Origin of the sequence: Caballeronia sp. DA-9 (genome assembly GCF_051615025.1) — a bacterium.
Taxonomy (GTDB): Bacteria; Pseudomonadota; Gammaproteobacteria; order Burkholderiales; family Burkholderiaceae; genus Caballeronia; species Caballeronia sordidicola.
Window position 1 is genome coordinate 1,513,646 of record NZ_CP195133.1, and the last position, 17,255, is coordinate 1,530,900.

Genomic DNA, 17,255 nt, shown 5'->3' on the forward strand with positions numbered 1-17,255 from the left:
ATTTCGCTAAGGATTGCCAATCAGATTTAAACAAAGGGAAGACGATGGACGCACCCTCTGCAACAACGACCCGGCCAGCTGGCCCGTTTTCCGACGTGCTGGTGATCGACCTCACGCACGTTCTCAATGGCCCGTTCGGCACGAACATCCTGACCGATCTGGGTGCGCGCGTCATCAAGGTTGAGCAACCCGGTCATGGAGACGACACACGGCTTCTCGGTCCTTTCGTGAACGACCAGTCGCTTTACTTCAGTTTCGTGAACCGGGGCAAGGAAAGCATTGTCCTGGATTTGAAGGCGGACGCTGACCGGGAGATATTTCTGAACATGGTGCGCGAGGCTGACGTGCTGGCGGAAAATTTTCGCCCTGGAACGATGCAGCGGCTTGGGCTCGCCTACGAGGATCTTTCCCGCATCAATCCGCGGCTGATTTATGCATCGTCATCGGGCTTTGGCCAGACAGGACCAATGGCCACTTATCCGGCCTACGACACCATTGTCCAGGCCATGAGCGGCATCATGGATGCAACCGGTTTCCCCGGAGGGCCGCCAACGCGCGTAGGTACGTCGCTGTCCGATCTGTGTGGCGGTGTCTTCATGTTCAGCGGTATTGCAAGCGCCCTCTATGATCGGCAGAAGACAGGAAAGGGTGCGCATGTCGACGTGGCAATGTTCGACGCAACGCTCGCGTTTCTCGAACATGGATTCATGTCCTATGTGGCGACGGGAAAGGCCCCGGGCCGCATCGGCAATCGCCATCCATACATGGCGCCCTTCGACGTCTACGAGGCGCGCGACAGGCAGTTTGTGATCTGTGCCGGCAACGATTCGCTGTTCCTCAAGCTCTGCAACGCGATCGGCCGTCCTGAACTGTTGACGGATGCGCGTTTCATCGGAAATCACGACCGGATGGAACACGCCGATGCCTTGAAAGAAGCGCTCGAAGCGACACTGCGCGAGCGCGACGCGGCTCACTGGCTGCAGGTGATCCACGAGGCAGGCGTGCCCGTCGGTCCGCTGCTCGACATTGCAGAGGCTGCGGCGCTGCCGCAGACGGCTGCGCGTAACATGGTGATCGAAGCCGGCGGCGTCAGGATGCCCGGCAACCCTATCAAGATCAGCAGCTACGCCGACCCCGCCGTGCGGCCGGGAGCACCTTCGCTCGACCAGCACGGCGCCGCGCTGCGGACGGAGTTCGCGACGGACAAGCGTAGTTCCTGAGCGCAAGGAGCGATCAATGGACATATCTTCCGCGCCGGTGACCGCGCTCCCGCTGCACGTCAACGTGCGCCGCGTCGTGGCGCTCACGACTGTTTGCGGGTTTGTGGAGGTGATCGGGTACAAGGACGCGGGCGGGATCTACCCGGCGATCATGACCGGCAATACGGTCCAGCTTGGCTGGAGCCTGGCCCAGGGCGCGTGGTCCCGTTTTTCGCTGCTTGCTTTCGCGATCGGGGCGTTTTTCATCGGATGCATGATTGCGAGCCTCATCAGGCGTCATTTGAAGCGGCCACCGCTCGAGCTATGCATCATGGCCGTGCTGCTCGTCGTCGCCGGGGTTGTACGCGAGAATGCGGCGCTGCGTATTCCCGTCGAACTTCCCATGCTTGCGCTCGCACTCGGCATGCAGGGAGAAACGATCAGCCGTTTTGGCGCCGTCTCGCTACAGACGCTGGTGGTGACCAACAACATGGTGAAGTTTTCCGACACGTTCATCGGCCGCTATTTTGGCGGCAAGAACGCGAAGGAAAAGCGTCCGCCTCTGTCGGAGGTACTGCTGCCTGGGCTCGCGTGGCTGACTTATAGTCTTTCGGCAGCAGTGGGCGCTGTTGTTGCGGGTCTCGTGTCGGAACCGCTGATCATCCCGGCATTAATCCTTGTCCTCGTCACGCTCGATCTGATCCGGCTGCCGGATCGGTAAGCCGTTGCTTTGCGTCGTAGACGTGGCGTCGGATAAGCAGACCGGCGACACGTCCCCGACGTGCTGATCCGTTTCGATCCAAAGGAACGCCCTGCCGACCAGTTGGCGAGCGGAAATCTTGTAATTCGCAACCCGACCTGGACCGCACCCGTACGCTCATGAGCCTACCTGATCTGCCGCCTCAGCCAGAGGACATCGCTGCGGACCCGGTCGTCGGGCCGTCGAAGCCGCGTCTGCTTGGCGTGCTCGGCCCTGGATTGATCACGGGCGCCTCGGACGATGATCCCAGCGGGATCGCTACGTACAGCCAGGTCGGCGCGGCCTTTGGCTACGGTTTATCGTGGACGCTGCTCTTCAGCTATCCCCTCATGGTGGCGATCCAGATGATCAGCGCCCGAATCGGGCGCACCACCGGTCACGGCATTGCCGGCGTGCTGCGCAAGCATTATCCGAACTGGCTGCTGCAATGGGTGGTCGTGCTGCTGCTTGTGGCGAACATCATCAACCTGGGTGCGGACCTCGGCGCAATGGCCGACGCAATGGCGCTTCTTGTACCCGGCCCGAAATGGCTGTATGTGCTGTTCTTCTCGGTGGTATGTGTGAGCATGCAACTGCTTTTGCAGTACACGCGCTACGTTGCCGTACTGAAGTGGTTCACGCTTTCCCTTTTTGCCTACTTCGCCGTTCTGGCCGTTGTGCATATTGACTGGGCAAGTCTGGGACGTCATTTCTTTGTTCCGCATATTGCCTTGACGTCCGACTATCTGACCGCCGTGGTTGCAGTATTCGGCACGACGATCAGCCCTTATCTGTTCTTCTGGCAGTCCGAGGAGGAGGTCGAGGACATGCGTGCGCATCCGCGGCGTCTGGACCTTCTGCAAGCGCCGGAGCAAGGTGGAAAGGCGCTGCATCGCATAGAGATCGATACGCTGGTGGGCATGGGGCTGTCGAACCTGGTCGCCCTGGCGATTCTGGCTACGACTGCCGCGACGCTCAACGCGACCGGCATTGTCGATATCCAGACTTCCGCTCAGGCGGCGCAGGCCTTGCGGCCAGTCGCCGGCAAGTACGCCGCGCTGTTTTTTACCATGGGTATCGTGGGTACCGGATTGCTGTCCGTTCCTGTCCTCGGCGGGTCGGCCGCGTATGCGATCGGGGAGGCGCGCGACTGGCCGGTGGGCTTCACGCGCAAGGTACAGGAGGCGAAAGCGTTTTATGCGACGATCGCCATTGCAACGCTCATCGGCATGATCGTGAACTTCACGGCCATCAATCCGATTGCCGCGCTCTACTGGAGTGCGGTGATCAATGGCGTGGTTGCAGTGCCGTTGATGGTCGTGATGATGCTGATGGTGTCACGCACTGACATCATGGGTCAGTTCGCGGCTCGCGGCTGGCTTCGTCTGCTTGGGTGGGTTGCAACCGGGGTCATGCTGGTAATCGCACTGGCGATGCTGGTGACTCTGTTCTGACGCGTGGGCCGTGGCATTCCCTCGATACATAGCAGATAAGGATCTTGCACCTAACTTGTACCGTTAGACCTGACCAGCCAGCTTGCGCAGTTTCGTCGTGTCCAGCAAGGTGATGAAACGCGGGCCCTTACGGCGGATCACGCCCTGTGCTTCGAGCGCGTGCAATGCGCGACTGACCGATTCCACCGTCAAGCCCACGTAATCGGCAATGTCATGCCGCGTCATGGGCAGTATCAGTTCTCCAGCGAGCCGGCCGGGTGGCGCGTATGCGTGCTCGATCCAGAGCAGAAAACTCGCGAGACGCGCAGGTGCATCGTTTCTTGCGACCGTGATCGCGTGATGCTGGGAGCGCCGCAGTTCGTGGCACAGCTTGCAAAGCAGCCCGATATCGAGTCCCGGGTCACGTTCGAGAATAGCCTGCAGCGCGTCGAACGGAATCCTGAATGCAGTCACCGGCGTCAGCGATTGCGCGGTTGCAACGTAAGCGCCGTTTTCACTGAGCCCGATCAGATCCCGCGGAAACAGGAAGGCCGTGATGCGCTTGTCGCCATTCGCCTGCAACTGATAGGTTTGCGCGACGCCGCTGACAACGTTATAGACAAAGCGCGCCTCGCCGCCTTCCGGATAGAGGACGGTATGCCGCCGGACGCTGATCAGTTGCGATACTTCCATCAACGCGTCCTGTTCGGATCTCGACAGCAATTCCACTTCCATCCCGTCGCCGTCTTTTCGAAAAGGCGCGGCATAAATCGATGGCCGATACGGCGCCACGTCGGCAAGCTCATCTTTCATGGCGAGTCTTTGGTGTAAGCGTTGCCCGCTTGGGTCATGCTGCGAAGTCCAGCACGATCCGGCCTTCAATGTCGCCTTCGGCCATACGAGAAAATACCTGGTTGATGTTGTCCAGTTTATCGGTGGAGACCGTGGCTTTGACCTTTCCCTCGTCGGCGAAAGTGAGCGACTCCTGCAAATCGAGCCGCGTGCCGACAATCGAACCGCGGACGGTAATGCCGCCCAGCACCACGTCGAAGATCGGTAACGGAAAGTCGCCGGGCGGCAGACCGTTCAGGGAAACCGTGCCGCCACGCCGGACCATGCCGAGCGCTTGCGAGAACGCCCGGGGAGAAACAGCGGTGACAAGCACGCCATGTGCTCCGCCAATTTCCTTTTTAATGAAGGCTGCGGGATCGGTCGTGGCTGCGTTCACTGTCAGCGCTGCACCGAGACGAGTGGCAAGTTCGAGCTTTTTATCGTCGATATCCACGGCGGCTACGTTGAGACCCATCGCCTTCGCGTACTGCACGGCCATGTGCCCGAGGCCGCCAATGCCCGAAATGACGACCCAGTCGCCCGGTTTTGTATCGGTGACCTTCAATCCCTTGTACACGGTCACACCGGCGCAAAGGATCGGCGCGATATCGACGAAGCCGATGCCCTTCGGCAGATGCCCGACATAGTTCGCATCTGCAAGCGCATATTCGGCGAAACCACCGTTGACCGAGTATCCCGTGTTCTGTTGCGACTCGCAGAGCGTTTCCCACCCGCCCAGGCAATGCTCGCAGTGTCCGCACGCGGAGTACAGCCATGGAATGCCTACGCGGTCGCCTTCCTTGACATGGCGCACACCAGCACCGACTTCAACCACGTAGCCGACACCCTCATGTCCCGGAATAAACGGAGGATTTGGCTTGACCGGCCAATCCCCGTGGGCCGCGTGCAGATCAGTATGGCAAACCCCGCAAGCCTCGATCTTGACAAGCACCTGTCCGGCCGCGGCCGAAGGCACTGCAACCTCTTCGATTTCCAATGGCTGGCCGAACCCGCGCACCACAGCCGCTTTCATTGTCTTACTCATTATTCACCTCTGGTCAACACATGGTTCGGGTGGCTGCGCTACGTCGTGCCTGTACTCCATAAAGCCTCGCTGCCGCACGCTTTGCCAAGGCTCACGGTCACATGGCGGGAATCACCACCGGAAAGTCCGTATGATCCTCAACGCCTTTGACGCCCGGCACGTTTTCTGCGGCAACGCACATGGCGCGCGCCTGCTCGACCGAGGTGACAACGCCCCACAGATGGACCGTGCCTGCATTCACAATGACGTTCTCCGCAGCCAATGCCCAGCGATGATTCGCAAGTTCGCGAAGGACGGCATTGCGGATTGCCTCATCGGCATCGGGCTGAGCGGACGCGGTTTCCTTCGGCACGCTTGCCAGCGCCTTCACCAGGTTCGCCCGGCTGACGATCCCAAGAAGCTCTCCGTCGTAGACAACCGGAACCCGTTTGATTCGATGCCGCTCAAGCAGATCCGCTATTTCGCTGACCGGCGTACCTTCGCGCACGGAAATCACTTTTTCCGTCATGACGTCCCTCACCGATCGCGCGTTCTCCTTGATGTAGGTGGCGGCAAGATCTCGCGTGGAAGAAAAGAAATCGAGCCACCATGAGCGGCGCCGGGTTTGCGTGCCCGTTTCGATCCGATGAATCAGGTCGCCCTCGGTGATCATGCCGATCAAGCGGCCCTCGTCATCCACCACGGGTGCGCCGCTGATGTGATTCTCGGCGAACAAGGCAGCGGCTTCCCGCACCGATGTTTCCGGTTTGACCGTGATTACCGCACGGGTCATGACGTCAAGTGCACGCATATGCTTCTCCTGATTTCCGGCGCGGGCCGGTCTTTCTTTCAAACCTGCTAACGATAGGAATTGTGGGTCAACGGCCCGCGCTGGTTTTGACTCAAGTCAAGTATGTCGGCCTTCCTGTTCTGTACGTTTGTCCTTGATACCACGGCGCGGGCCCAGCGAATCACAGCGCGGCCGCGTATGGATATCCCTGCCGGCGGCATGGGCTAAAGTGATTCGAATCAATGCTGTTTCCGGGTTTGCGCGGCAACAATGGTGTGAGTCCCGTCAGCCTTAGGCTCACTCCATCTCATGACCCGTTCGACCCGCGCGGAACAGACGTACCCGGAGCGGCCTCCGGTTATCGACTGTCCAATCTGTTCGCTGAGCACCATCCTGATGTCGACGCGGCTGCCCGGAGCGTCGCTTGGTCAACTGGATTCCATCGTGTGCACAAGGCGGCTCGTGCGGCGCGGCGAGACGCTGTTTCGCGCCGGCGATACGTTCAAAAGCGTTTACGCGGTCCGCGTTGGCTGCTTCAAGACGATCATCTTTCGCGACGACCGCGAGCAGGTCACGGGCTTTCACATTGCCGGAGAACCGCTTGGACTGGACGGCGTGTACGCGGGCAGGCAGAACTGCGACGCGGTCGCACTGGAAGACAGCCAGGTCTGCGTGATCCCCTACGATCTGCTGGAAAACCTGTGCTACGACTTCAAGGCAGTACAACAGCATGTGCATCACATGATGAGCGGCGAGATCGTGCGCGGCGCGCATCTCATGATGCTGCTGGGCACCATGACCGCCGAACAGCGCGTGGCCACGTTCCTGATAAACCTGTCGTCGAGAATGAAGGCGCGCGGTTATTCGGCCGCGGAGTTCAATCTGCGAATGACGAGGGAAGAAATCGGCAGCTATCTCGGACTGAAACTGGAAACCGTCAGCCGTATGTTTTCAAAGCTGCAAAGGGACGGCGTGATCGTGATGAAGGGCAGGCAGGTGAAGATACTGGACAGCGGGAAACTCGCGGAGTTGTGATTTGCGCCGTTTTGATGGCGCTAGGGGAACGCGTATTGAGCAAGCGACGAACGGCCTGAATCCACCGTCGATCCCGCACACTTGATATATCATATCGAGCCATGATCATGGTGAAGCCGCGTCAAACCTGGCTTTACATCATGAAAGGTATCCCCGGATTCTCCTCATGGACGGTTTCGCCGAATGCATCAAGACAAGCTCGAACATCAAAACCTTAACGATCGGACGTACGCGATCCTTAAGGGCGGTTTGATATCAGGGACTTTTCACCCCGGGCAGGTTTTCATCATTCGCTCTCTGGCGGAGCGTTACGGCATTTCGACCACGCCGGTTCGTGAAGCGCTGCAGCGCCTCGTCGCCGAGCGTCTCCTTGTCATGTTGCCGAATCGCACCATCGTGGTGCCGTCGTTGTCGCCCGAAAACTTCGCGGAAATCTATCGTATCCGTTGCGAACTCGAAGGGCTCGCTGGCGAGGTCGCGACTGCGCATTTCCGTGCCGCCGATATTGCACGCCTGAAGAAGACGCTTGTTGCAATGGACAAGACCATCGAGCGGGGCGAGAAGACAACGTATCGCGAACTCAATGAGAAGTTTCACTTCGATATTTATCGGAAAGCGAAGCTCCCGCGGTTGCTTGAGTTGATTCAGAACCTGTGGGGGCAGGTCGGCCCGGTGTTCTACGGATTACTCGATGCCCCCGACTATGGCGGCGAGCACGCAAACCTGCATCACCGGGAGATTGTTCAGGCGATCGAGGACGGCGACGCTGCGAGAGTGCGCAAGATGATCGTGGAAGATCTGGTTGCCGCGGGCGATGCACTGCGGCCCCGCCTCGGCATGCTGGTCGTGCCGGGCGCGGAAGCCGGGTTCGAACCGGGCACCGACTTGAGCGATGCAGCCAGCGCAACCGATGCCGGCCTCGCGCCGGCTACAGGTGCGTTCGAAGAATCCCAATCCCCCAGCCGCCGGAAACGCGCGGCCAAGGCGATCGTGCATTAAATTCCAGTCTGCTCGTCGCGCAGGGTGTCTTCCATCGCGCTCAGGAAGAAATCCGCGTGTTCAATCGAGAAGGGCAGCGGCGGACGAATCTTCAATACGTGGCCTTCTGGTCCGGATGCCCCGATCAATATGCGCCGTTTGCGCAATCCATTGACAAGACGCGTGGCCAACGCCGGATCCGGCGTCGCGTTTGCCGGATCGCTGACCAGATCCGCGCCGATGAAAAATCCCGCGCCGCGCACGGCGCCTATCGACGGGAATTGCTGTGCAAGCGCCTCCAGGCCGGCCTTCATATAACGCCCGACCTTTTTCGCGTTCGTCATCAGTTGCTCTTCCTCGATGACTTCGAGCACGGCAAGCGCCGCCGCGCAAGACACCGGATTGCCGCCAAACGTATTGAAGTAGCGCGCCTTCAGCGCGAAGTCCTGCAAGACTTCCGGTTTCGCAACGAGTCCCGCGATGGGGATGCCGTTGCCCATCGGCTTGCCGAGGATCACGAGATCGGGGAGCACGCCGTGCCGCTGGAACCCCCACATGCTGTCGCCCGTGCGTCCGAAACCGGGCTGGACTTCATCGGCAATGAAAACGCCTCCCGCGCGATGGATTGCGTCGACCGCGGGCGCGAGGAAACCGGCCGGATCGGCGTAGACGCCGTCGCTTGAAAAAATCGTATCCACGATCAGGGCTGCAATGCGTACGCCGTGCCGCGCGAGATCGGCAATGGCGGCTTCCACGTTCGCAGCGAAAGTCTTGCCGACATCGGCATCGCCCATGCGCTTGGCATCGGGCGCGGGCACTGTGCGGACGTGACTGCCGAGCGGAACGTGATCGCCGAGCGACGGCGAGATTTCCGACACGGCGCTGGTGATCCCGTGATAAGCCGTCTCCGTGACGATGATCCCCGTGCCGCCCGTGAAATTGTGCGCGACTCTCAAGGCAAGGTCCGACGTCTCGCTGCCGGTGCAGGTGAACATCACGTTCGACAGTTCCGCCGGGAAGGTGGCGACCAGTTTTTCCGCGTAGTCCAGGATGAGTTCGTGCAGATAGCGGGTGTGCGTATTGAGCGTTGCGGCCTGCTTCGCAATCGCGGCCACCACGCGCGGATGGCAATGACCCACCGACGGCACGTTGTTATAGACATCCAGATAGCGGTTGCCTTCGGCATCGTACATATGGACGCCTTCTGCCCGGACCAGATGTACGGGTTCCTCGTAGAAGAGCTTGTACGATGGCCCGAGCACGCGCTGCCTGCGTTCGAGCAATGCGCGCAAGGGCGCATCGAGACGTTCGGCGTTCGCAGGGTTGAACGCATTGACCATCAAGGGCTTGACCATCGAAATCACTCCATGTTGCATGCGGCGCGCAGGCGCTGCTGCGCCTCGTCACGCCGCAGGGTTGACAGATGCGCGAGGCCGTTCCAGGCGCTGGCATTGTTCTTCAGGATATATGCGCTGTTCTCCGGATAACGCGCGGCCCGCCAGCCGGTGATGGATACCGTCAGCACAAAACGCGCTGCAATCAGGTCATACAGGAGATCCAGTTCGACCGGCTCCAGCGGCGACACCGCGTGATACGCCGCGACGAATTGTGCGACGCAATCCCATGGATCTTCAGAACCCACGCCGCTCATGTGATACGAGGCGCCCACGGCGACGTCGTTGATAAGCGCCGTATGCACCATGTCGCCAAAGTCGAGGATTCCAGCAATGCGATCGTGGTCCGCCGGATCAACCAGAACGTTGTGCGGATTGAGGTCGTTGTGTACGACTTGAGCGCGCAAGCGCGGAAGCACGTGTTGCGCGTGACGCTCGAAGTTATCCAGGAACGCCTCGACCATCTGGCGGCGCGAGGCGTCGGGAATATGCGTGATCAGCGTGCGCAGGCGGCTTGCGTTCTTGATGTCCCAGGCAAGGTCGTGGCCGGCCGCGCTATGAAAGAAGCCCCGCAACGCAAGTCCCAGCCGCGCGAGCAGTGCGCCTAGTTGCTGGCGCTGGGCGGCGCTTCGCTCGACCGTGTAGAGCGGCACGCCCGGCAGGTATGAAAGCAGCCGCACGGCGCGCTCCGCATGGTGTCCGTACGCAAGACGCAAATGCGCATGGCCGTTGAGCGCTCTCGTGACGCGCGGCACGGGCAGTGGCGGGTCGACCGACTCGACGTGGAGCAGGGCGCGGACCTGGAAATCATTGATGGTCGGATCCTCGACCGGGTTGCTGATCTTGAGCGCGTATTCGTGGCCATCGTCAGCGTCGATTTTGAAGTTCTGATCGCGCTCGCTGGTCAGCCGCGACACCGAACCGCTGATTCCATAGTGAACCGCCACGGTTTTCTGCGCGTCCTCGATAGGCACTTCCTCAGCCGCCACCCGCAGGATGTCGTTCACCGACTCCGCAAGTTCGCTGTCGACGTTCGCTTCCAGCTCGCTCATTACCTATCCCCTGAACCTTCAAAAATTGACGAGATATGATATATCATGCAACAAGAATAACACGTCAAAACCGCGTGTCGAGTCGTAAAAAATCGATGTCACCAGGAATTTTTGCGAGCTTCGTGGAGATGCGCGGTGAACGCCGGAAGCTAATGCCGTACGTGGGTTCGCCGAATTTTCATGCACCATGAAATTATTTTTTTTCAGTGAAATTGCGATATATCATATCTCATCGAAAGCAGCGAAACGTCAGCTGAAATTGCAATACTGACGCGGTGAAAGCCGCCAGACAGCGAAGGAAAGGCAATCCATGAACAAACTCACGATCAACTGCGACATGGGCGAGGCGTTTGGGATCTATCACCTCGGCGACGACGAAGATGTGATGCCCTTCGTGACTCACGCGAACGTCGCGTGCGGTTTTCATGCGTCGGATCCGAATGTCATGTGGCGGACCGTTCGAGCAGCGAAGCGCCATGGCGTCAAGGTTGGTTCGCATCCGGGATTACCGGACCGGGAAGGCTTCGGCCGGCGTGAAATGAAGTTGTCGCGTGACGAAACCGCAGCGCTCGTGCTGTACCAGACCGGCGCGCTGCGCGCGTTCCTCGACGCGGAAGGCATGCAGCTTTCGCACATCAAGCCGCACGGCGCACTGATGGGCATGGCGATGAAATATGGCCCTGTCGCCGAAGGCATCGCGGACGCCGCCATTGCGCTGGGCTTGCCGGTCATCGGCTGCTCGGACAGCGAGATGACTCGCGTATTCGACGAGCGCAAGATCAGCTACGCCTGCGAGTTCTATTCGGATCTCGACTACGACGACGAAGGCCGCCAGATCATCACCATGAAGCATGATCCTGTCGCGCCGGAAGACGCGGTGGAGCGCGTGCTGCGCGCGCTCGACGAACATACGGCGAAATCCATCAATGGCCGTACCGTCAAGGTCGCGGCGGATTCCATCTGTGTTCACAGCGACACCCCCGGCGCGGTGGCGCTGGCGAAAGCAGTGTATGACGCCGTAGCGGACAGGCTCTGACGCGCGCCGCATGAAGACCCTCCATACAAGCCCCATTCTCACTGGCGACGCCGCGCGTGCAATCGTGGTGAAGTCGCTCGCGCAGTGCGAACGGGCGATCGGCGCGTCGCTTGGACCGCTCGGGCGGGGCCTGATGTATGACGGCGGCTCGGGCGGTCCGCGCCACGCAAACAACGGTCTTGCGATCGCGCGTCAGATTGCTCAGGAGGAAGGCGCGTGGTCGGTTGCGCCACGCATTCTGCGCGACGCGTTGTGGGACGCGCAGCGAGAACTTGGCGACGGCACGGCACGTATTGCATGCATGGCCATTTCGATGCATGCCGTGGCCGCGAAACGCGTGGAACAAGGTGTCTCTCCGGGGCTGCTTGCGCGAGCGCTTGGCGAACTGGCGGCGCGTTTGCCGGAGTTGCTCGAGCGCCAGCGCCGCGAGTCGCCCGGCGCCTGTGCGATGGCGCACAGCGCCTGTAATCACGCCGATATCGCGGCGAGCGTCGCGCAGATGCCGGAGGCGCTTTGCGATGAAGGTGCGATCTCGGTTGTCGAAGGCTATCGGCCCGGCGTCGAACTCGCGCAGTTCGCGGGCTTTTGCATGGAAGTCCAGGCGGATCGCGCGGGTGTGACGGTAAGGGAACAAGGTGCGCGCATCGAGATGGATGGCGTGCACGTGCTGGTGGTCAACGAGATCCTGGACGATTTCGGGCCGCTTGCACGCGTGATGGAGCAGTTCGTTTCGCGCGCGAAGTCGCTGGTGGTGGTCGCGCGCGGCATTCAGGGCGCGGCGCGCGCCACGCTGGCCGCGAATCGCGCGGGTCTTGGCATGCATGTGTTGGGGCTGATGCCCGCGGACACGGGCCTGAGCGCAATGCATGTGCTCGAAGACCTATGCGCGATGACCGGCGCCACGCTCGTCAGCGAGGAAACGGGCATATCGATTGAACGGGTTCGTCCCGCGATGCTCGGCCGCGCCGGCCGATTGATCGTGCAGGGCGGACGAGCGATCTTTGTCGAACCGGCGGGCGAGCGCGAGACCATCGCCAACCGGCGTGACCTGATTACCCGCGAGGCGGCCGCGCAACGCTACGTGGCGCTCGATCGTGAACGGCTGCTGCGCCGCGCTGCGCGCATGGGCGGCGGCTGGGGCGAATTACGCGTGGCGGGGCGCACGGCGTGGGAGACGGCGGAATGTATCGATGGCGCGAGCGCCGCGCTTGCCGCTACGCGCGCTGCAGCGCATGGCGTTGTGGCAGGCGGCGGTATAGCGTTGATGCAGCTTGCCGATGCGCTCGTTGCCGAGCATCCCGCTCATGCGACGGCCGCACAAGATGCCGCTCTCGAAGCACTGGTGCGCGGTTGCCGCGCGATCGCCACGCGCATTGCGGGCAATGCCGGCGTGGAGCCGGGGGCGCTTCAGGTTCCACCCGATGTCGCCGATCCGCTCTCGACCACGCTCGCCATTCTTCGCCATGCAGTTTCACTGGCGATGACCCTTTTGACCATCGAGGTCCTGATATGTTGAAGGAACGCCACGACGCCGAGCGCGTGACGCCCACGTTTGTCCCGTCGCCAGCCGCCGCGCCTCGCGTGCAGCACGATGGCTCATCAGTCGCGGATCTGATCCTGCGCGCGATCGATGTCGTGCATCACTATGGTCCGGTTACCGCGCTCGACCACGTCTCTCTGGAAGTCCGTCGCGGCGAATTCCTCACCATCCTTGGCGAGAGCGGCTCGGGCAAAACAACCATGCTGCGCGTGATATCCGGTCTTGAACGGGCGTCGCACGTGGCGCAGTTGTCGCTTGACGGCGTGGACGTGACCAACGTTCCAGCAGCGCGTCGAAACTGTACGACGGTGTTTCAAAGCTACGCGCTTTTTCCGCATATGTCGGTCGAGGAAAACGTTGGTTACGGGTTGAAGCTGCGTGGCGTGCCGCGCGAAGAATGCCGCCGCCGCGCGGGCGAGGCGCTCGACATGGTGCGGCTCGGCGCGAAGGGCGCAAGGCGTATCGGCCAGTTGTCGGGCGGCGAGCGGCAGCGCGTGGCGCTGGCGCGCGCGGTGGTCACGAAGCCGGCCATCCTGTTACTCGATGAACCGCTCGGCGCTCTCGACGAACGCCTGCGCTACGACATGCAGGCCGAACTGGTGGACATCCACAAGGCGCTCGGCATGACGTTCATCTACATCACGCACAGCCAGGAAGAAGCGCTCACCATGAGCGATCGGATCGTCCTCATGCGGCGTGGGCGTATCGAGCAAAGCGGCACGCCGGAAGACCTTTTCGACCGCCCGGGCAGCCGGTTCGCCGCCGAGTTCATGGGCTACGACAACGTCCTGCCATGCACCGTAACGAGCGACGACGACGCGTCGGTCATGACCGTCGACCTGGGCGGCGCAACGGTGCGCGCACAACGCTCGCCCGGTTGTCGCGCGCGGCGTGGCGAAGCCGCCCTCGTTGCTGTACGCGCCGAACGTCTCTCGCTCATTCTGCGCGCACAGGCCGGGGCGAACCTGAACGTGCTGGCGTGCACGGCCGAAGGCCATCTTTATCGCGGCAAATACACCGATCGGACCGCGCGCATGCCGGGCGGCACGGTGCTCAAGATCCGCAGCTGGGACCAGAGCGGCGCGCAACATGGCCCCGATGCATCCGGCTTCGACGCGGTGGCCTGCCGCCCACAAGATTGCGTTGTTCTTCCACACTAACGACTAAGGCGGGAAATCATGAAAGACCGGCATTCGATTACATCGCAACTGGATCTGTCCCGCCGGGACATGTTGAAGAGCATCGCCGCAACCGGCGCCGTGGCGCTTGCGGGTTCGCTGGGTCTGAGCCGTCTTGCGCAAGCCGCGGCGTCGAACACCGTGCGCGCATATGGGGTGACCACCGCGCAATTGAAGGACTGGTCGGCGCTGACGAAAACCACCGGCCTGAAGATGGAATACGTTGGCTCGGGCAATGACGTCGGCGTTTTCATGCGCGACGTGATGGCTTCGCAAATGGGTAACAAGGTCGATATCTTCATCTTCGAAGGCGGTACGCAAAATCTGCTTGGACCGCAGGGCGCATATCTTGTCATCGATGAAAAACAGCCCGAGCTCAAGCTATGGCAGCGCACCTCCGATACGTGGAAACGCTCACAGACCGTGGTTGGCCGTGACGGCAAACAGTACGGCGTGCCTGTGATCGGCAATGCGGACAGCTTTGGCTATTTCCCCGACAAGATCGGCGTGAATCCGGACGGCAGCGCGGATGTGTCGTGGAAGATGATGTTCGAGGACGACCGCACGCGCGGCCGCGTGGGCTACGACAAGACGTGGAATTATTCCATTGGCGTGGCTGCGCTTTATTTGAATGCGACCGGTAAAGCGAAGGTGGCGAACCCTGCCGATCCCACGGGAGCGGAAGCGAAGACCGTGGTGGACTTTCTCGTTGCGCGCAAGAAGGCCGGCCAGTTCCGCACGCTGGTGTCGTCGTTCGAGGAACAGATCCAGTTGCTCTCGAACCATGAGGTGGACATTCTGAATTGCTGGGAACCCGCCGTGCGCGAAGCAAATCTCAAGCTCGGCGATGGCAAGACCCGCTACGCCTACACCACCGAAGGCTATTACAAATGGGGTCACGGCGCCTACATTGCTTCGCAGGCAAAGAGCCGTGGAAACATGGACAGCATCTACAAGATGTTGAACTACTTCCTTGACGGCGAATACCGTGCAATGCAGGCGCGGGACCGCGGTTATGCCGGCCCGAACATGGATCTCGCAGTGACGTATGCAACTGCAAACGGGTGGAAACCCGAAGACATTGCGAACCTGAAGGCGACGCAGCAGAAGGTCGACCGCAAGTTCACCAAGCCCTTTGTCAGCACGACTACGCCATCGAATTCCGATGTTATCGAAGAAGAGTGGCAGCGCTTTCTGAATGCGTAACCGACTGCATGAGTCATTCATTCAACCGGGTCCAATCATGAGCGATGCAAGCATCGGCATTGCGCGGCGCGGCACCATGCGAACGCCGCTCGAGCGTTCTCCCTTGCTGTTGCCGCTGTTTCTTTCGGTATGGCTGACGCTCGTGATCGCGCCGTTGCTGGTGCTGTTCGCCTACAGCTTCTTCGAGAGCCGCAACTTCGCGATGATCTACAAGCCGTCGCTCGCAACGTGGGAAAGTCTCTTCACGTCCGGGCGCTTCGAAGTCACGGTGCGCACGTTGCGCATTGCGCTGACGGTGACGGTGATCGAACTCGCGCTCGCTTTTCCAAGCGCGTTATGGCTCGCGAAGGGCGGCTGCAGCAAGACCACGAAGGCGCTGGTGCTGGCGTTGCTGACGATTCCGTTCTTCCTCGATTTATCGTCGCGCATCATAGTCTGGCGCGGTATTCTCGATGAAAACGGCCTCATCAATCATGTGCTGATGGCGCTGCATGTGATTGTGTCGCCCATACGCGGCATGCTCTACACCGAGCAGGCGGTGCATTTCGGCATGATCGTCTCATACTTTCCCATGATGGTCCTGCCCATCTACATGGCAATCAGCGTGATAGACGACACGCTCGTCGCGGCGGCCGCCGATCTCGGCGCGTCGCCGTGGCGCGTTCTCGCCGATATCATCCTGCCGCTTTCCATGCCCGGCATCCTGGCCGGCGTGGTCTTTACACTCGGGCCGGCGCTTGCGTCGTGGATCGAACCGAACATGCTGGGCGGCGGTTTCGTCAACTTGCTCAGCAATTCCGTGGACAGCGCTTATAGCGCATTGCGCTATCCCGTGGTGGCTGCGCTGTCGAGCTTCGTTATCCTGATGGTTGGCCTGATGCTTGCCGTGCTGATGTTCCTCACGCGCCGCTTCGCCGACCTTTCCACCTCTTTCCGGAATCTTCAGAGTTGAGCCATTCCGTCCTTCAGCTATCTGTTCGCGAACCCGCGGCGCAACCGAAGGGCGGCGCGTGGAGCTACTGGCGCGGCTGGCCGGCATGCGCGAAGTGGATCACGTTCGGCGTGCTGGGCCTGATCTACTTTCCGCTGCTGTGGCTCGCCATGATGTCCGTGAGCGCGCGTCCGCTCTCGGGTATTCCGTTTCCGTTGTCGGGCGCCAATTACGTATCGCTCTTTACGAACGACGACTGGCTTGCACCGTTCGGCATCAGCGTGATGATTGCGCTCGGCGTTGCGGTCGTGACGGCGTTGACGGCAACGCTGGTTGGCCGTGCGTTGCCCCATTCGCCACGCGCCGGAACGCTGGTCCTGCTCGCGGTGTTGCCGCTCTTCATACCCGGCATGTCGATGGGCGCCGCCCAGTTCATTTTCCTGCGGCCCATGCTCGGGCTCACGCTGGGGTTCTGGTCCATCTTCCTTGGTCACGTGGTCTGGGCGTTTCCATTTTCGTTGCTGATCGTGCTGGTGCTGACAACCCGTTTCGATAGCCGTCTTGTGGAGGCCGCGGCCGATCTCGGCGCGTCGGGCTGGCGCACTTTCTGGGACATCGAGTTGCCGATACTGCGCCCCGGCATAGTGGGTGCGGGCACGTTCGGTTTTCTCATCTCGTTCAACGAAGTGCAGCGGTCCATCTTCCTGCGCGGCACGGCGACGACCATGCCGATCTGGAACTGGGAAATGGCGTCGTCGCAACAATCGCAGGTGCCGGTGATCTTCTCGCTCGAGACAATTGTCCTCGCCGTGGTGTTGCCGTTGCTGGCCGCGCTTTTCTGGGTCTTGTTCGTGCGAATGGACAAGAATTGATCGACGTCTCTCCTTAA

Annotated in this window: 16 protein-coding genes; 11 read left to right on the top strand and 5 right to left on the bottom strand. The window is 60.9% G+C overall.

All coding sequences use genetic code 11. From position 1 onward, the window contains the following. The first annotated feature begins 44 nt into the window (after positions 1 to 44). The 3 genes from yfdE (at position 45) to ACRWA7_RS22995 (ending at position 3,392) form a co-directional block, all read left to right on the top strand. Positions 45 to 1,220 (top strand): CoA:oxalate CoA-transferase, encoded by a 1,176-nt coding sequence (yfdE, locus tag ACRWA7_RS22985; RefSeq protein ID WP_060816627.1) that lies wholly within the window; start codon positions 45 to 47, stop codon positions 1,218 to 1,220. A 16-nt stretch (positions 1,221 to 1,236) separates the two neighbouring features. Next, entirely contained in the window at positions 1,237 to 1,920 is a 684-nt protein-coding gene (locus ACRWA7_RS22990; RefSeq protein ID WP_438396297.1) for a YoaK family protein, read from the top strand. 158 nt (positions 1,921 to 2,078) lie between these two features. Continuing rightward, entirely contained in the window at positions 2,079 to 3,392 is a 1,314-nt protein-coding gene (locus ACRWA7_RS22995; protein ID WP_438396299.1) for an NRAMP family divalent metal transporter, read from the top strand. Between the two features lie 63 nt (positions 3,393 to 3,455). Here the strand turns inward: ACRWA7_RS22995 and ACRWA7_RS23000 are convergent, their stop codons facing one another. From ACRWA7_RS23000 to ACRWA7_RS23010, 3 genes are all read right to left on the bottom strand, one after another. After that, a complete protein-coding gene (locus ACRWA7_RS23000) occupies positions 3,456 to 4,184 on the bottom strand; it encodes a Crp/Fnr family transcriptional regulator (RefSeq protein ID WP_438396300.1) in 729 nt (242 codons plus the stop codon). Positions 4,185 to 4,218: 34 nt separating this feature from the next. After that, positions 4,219 to 5,247 carry an alcohol dehydrogenase AdhP gene (adhP, locus tag ACRWA7_RS23005; RefSeq protein WP_438396301.1) on the bottom strand — a complete coding sequence of 343 codons (1,029 nt, stop codon included), beginning with the start codon at positions 5,245 to 5,247 and terminating at the stop codon, positions 4,219 to 4,221. A 97-nt stretch (positions 5,248 to 5,344) separates the two neighbouring features. Further along, positions 5,345 to 6,037, bottom strand: coding sequence for a CBS domain-containing protein (locus ACRWA7_RS23010; protein WP_438396303.1), 693 nt, complete (start codon positions 6,035 to 6,037; stop codon positions 5,345 to 5,347). Positions 6,038 to 6,325: 288 nt separating this feature from the next. On the opposite strand from ACRWA7_RS23010, the gene ACRWA7_RS23015 reads away from it, so the two are divergent. Further along, positions 6,326 to 7,051, top strand: a complete 726-nt coding sequence (locus ACRWA7_RS23015) for a helix-turn-helix domain-containing protein (RefSeq protein ID WP_082850315.1) — start codon at positions 6,326 to 6,328, stop codon at positions 7,049 to 7,051. Positions 7,052 to 7,234: 183 nt separating this feature from the next. Continuing rightward, positions 7,235 to 8,050 (top strand): GntR family transcriptional regulator, encoded by an 816-nt coding sequence (locus tag ACRWA7_RS23020; RefSeq protein WP_438396305.1) that lies wholly within the window; start codon positions 7,235 to 7,237, stop codon positions 8,048 to 8,050. Here the strand turns inward: ACRWA7_RS23020 and ACRWA7_RS23025 are convergent. Continuing rightward, a complete protein-coding gene (locus ACRWA7_RS23025) occupies positions 8,047 to 9,384 on the bottom strand; it encodes an aspartate aminotransferase family protein (protein WP_438396307.1) in 1,338 nt (445 codons plus the stop codon). The two genes, ACRWA7_RS23020 and ACRWA7_RS23025, sit on opposite strands and share 4 nt — an antisense overlap. A gap of 5 nt (positions 9,385 to 9,389) precedes the next feature. After that, entirely contained in the window at positions 9,390 to 10,475 is a 1,086-nt protein-coding gene (locus ACRWA7_RS23030; protein ID WP_438396309.1) for a phosphotransferase, read from the bottom strand. Positions 10,476 to 10,785: 310 nt separating this feature from the next. On the opposite strand from ACRWA7_RS23030, the gene pxpA reads away from it, so the two are divergent. Genes pxpA through ACRWA7_RS23060 form a run of 6 tightly spaced genes read left to right on the top strand, consistent with a single transcriptional unit; the run spans position 10,786 to position 17,238 of the window. Next, entirely contained in the window at positions 10,786 to 11,511 is a 726-nt protein-coding gene (pxpA, locus tag ACRWA7_RS23035; RefSeq protein ID WP_438396310.1) for a 5-oxoprolinase subunit PxpA, read from the top strand. A gap of 10 nt (positions 11,512 to 11,521) precedes the next feature. Continuing rightward, positions 11,522 to 13,027, top strand: a complete 1,506-nt coding sequence (locus ACRWA7_RS23040) for a hypothetical protein (protein WP_438396312.1) — start codon at positions 11,522 to 11,524, stop codon at positions 13,025 to 13,027. Further along, positions 13,021 to 14,211: an ABC transporter ATP-binding protein gene (locus ACRWA7_RS23045; RefSeq protein WP_438396313.1), complete on the top strand. Its 1,191-nt coding sequence runs from the start codon at positions 13,021 to 13,023 to the stop codon at positions 14,209 to 14,211. The genes ACRWA7_RS23040 and ACRWA7_RS23045 overlap by 7 nt, the downstream gene beginning before the upstream one ends. An 18-nt stretch (positions 14,212 to 14,229) precedes the next feature. Further along, positions 14,230 to 15,435, top strand: a complete 1,206-nt coding sequence (locus ACRWA7_RS23050; protein WP_438396314.1) for an ABC transporter substrate-binding protein — start codon at positions 14,230 to 14,232, stop codon at positions 15,433 to 15,435. Positions 15,436 to 15,472: 37 nt separating this feature from the next. After that, positions 15,473 to 16,387, top strand: a complete 915-nt coding sequence (locus ACRWA7_RS23055; RefSeq protein ID WP_438396315.1) for an ABC transporter permease — start codon at positions 15,473 to 15,475, stop codon at positions 16,385 to 16,387. Then, on the top strand, positions 16,384 to 17,238 hold the full coding sequence (locus tag ACRWA7_RS23060; protein WP_438396316.1) for an ABC transporter permease: 855 nt from the start codon (positions 16,384 to 16,386) through the stop codon (positions 17,236 to 17,238). Before ACRWA7_RS23055 ends, ACRWA7_RS23060 begins: the two co-directional genes overlap by 4 nt. Positions 17,239 to 17,255 lie beyond the last annotated feature (17 nt).

Bases quoted from the DNA above. Each gene is read 5' to 3' on its own strand.
- yfdE (WP_060816627.1), top strand. From the start codon at position 45: ATGGACGCACCCTCTGCAACAACGACCCGGCCAGCTGGCCCGTTTTCC.
- ACRWA7_RS22990 (WP_438396297.1), top strand. From the start codon at position 1,237: ATGGACATATCTTCCGCGCCGGTGACCGCGCTCCCGCTGCACGTCAAC.
- ACRWA7_RS22995 (WP_438396299.1), top strand. From the start codon at position 2,079: ATGAGCCTACCTGATCTGCCGCCTCAGCCAGAGGACATCGCTGCGGAC.
- ACRWA7_RS23000 (WP_438396300.1), bottom strand. From the start codon at position 4,184: ATGAAAGATGAGCTTGCCGACGTGGCGCCGTATCGGCCATCGATTTAT.
- adhP (WP_438396301.1), bottom strand. From the start codon at position 5,247: ATGAGTAAGACAATGAAAGCGGCTGTGGTGCGCGGGTTCGGCCAGCCA.
- ACRWA7_RS23010 (WP_438396303.1), bottom strand. From the start codon at position 6,037: ATGCGTGCACTTGACGTCATGACCCGTGCGGTAATCACGGTCAAACCG.
- ACRWA7_RS23015 (WP_082850315.1), top strand. From the start codon at position 6,326: ATGACCCGTTCGACCCGCGCGGAACAGACGTACCCGGAGCGGCCTCCG.
- ACRWA7_RS23020 (WP_438396305.1), top strand. From the start codon at position 7,235: ATGCATCAAGACAAGCTCGAACATCAAAACCTTAACGATCGGACGTAC.
- ACRWA7_RS23025 (WP_438396307.1), bottom strand. From the start codon at position 9,384: ATGGTCAAGCCCTTGATGGTCAATGCGTTCAACCCTGCGAACGCCGAA.
- ACRWA7_RS23030 (WP_438396309.1), bottom strand. From the start codon at position 10,475: ATGAGCGAGCTGGAAGCGAACGTCGACAGCGAACTTGCGGAGTCGGTG.
- pxpA (WP_438396310.1), top strand. From the start codon at position 10,786: ATGAACAAACTCACGATCAACTGCGACATGGGCGAGGCGTTTGGGATC.
- ACRWA7_RS23040 (WP_438396312.1), top strand. From the start codon at position 11,522: ATGAAGACCCTCCATACAAGCCCCATTCTCACTGGCGACGCCGCGCGT.
- ACRWA7_RS23045 (WP_438396313.1), top strand. From the start codon at position 13,021: ATGTTGAAGGAACGCCACGACGCCGAGCGCGTGACGCCCACGTTTGTC.
- ACRWA7_RS23050 (WP_438396314.1), top strand. From the start codon at position 14,230: ATGAAAGACCGGCATTCGATTACATCGCAACTGGATCTGTCCCGCCGG.
- ACRWA7_RS23055 (WP_438396315.1), top strand. From the start codon at position 15,473: ATGAGCGATGCAAGCATCGGCATTGCGCGGCGCGGCACCATGCGAACG.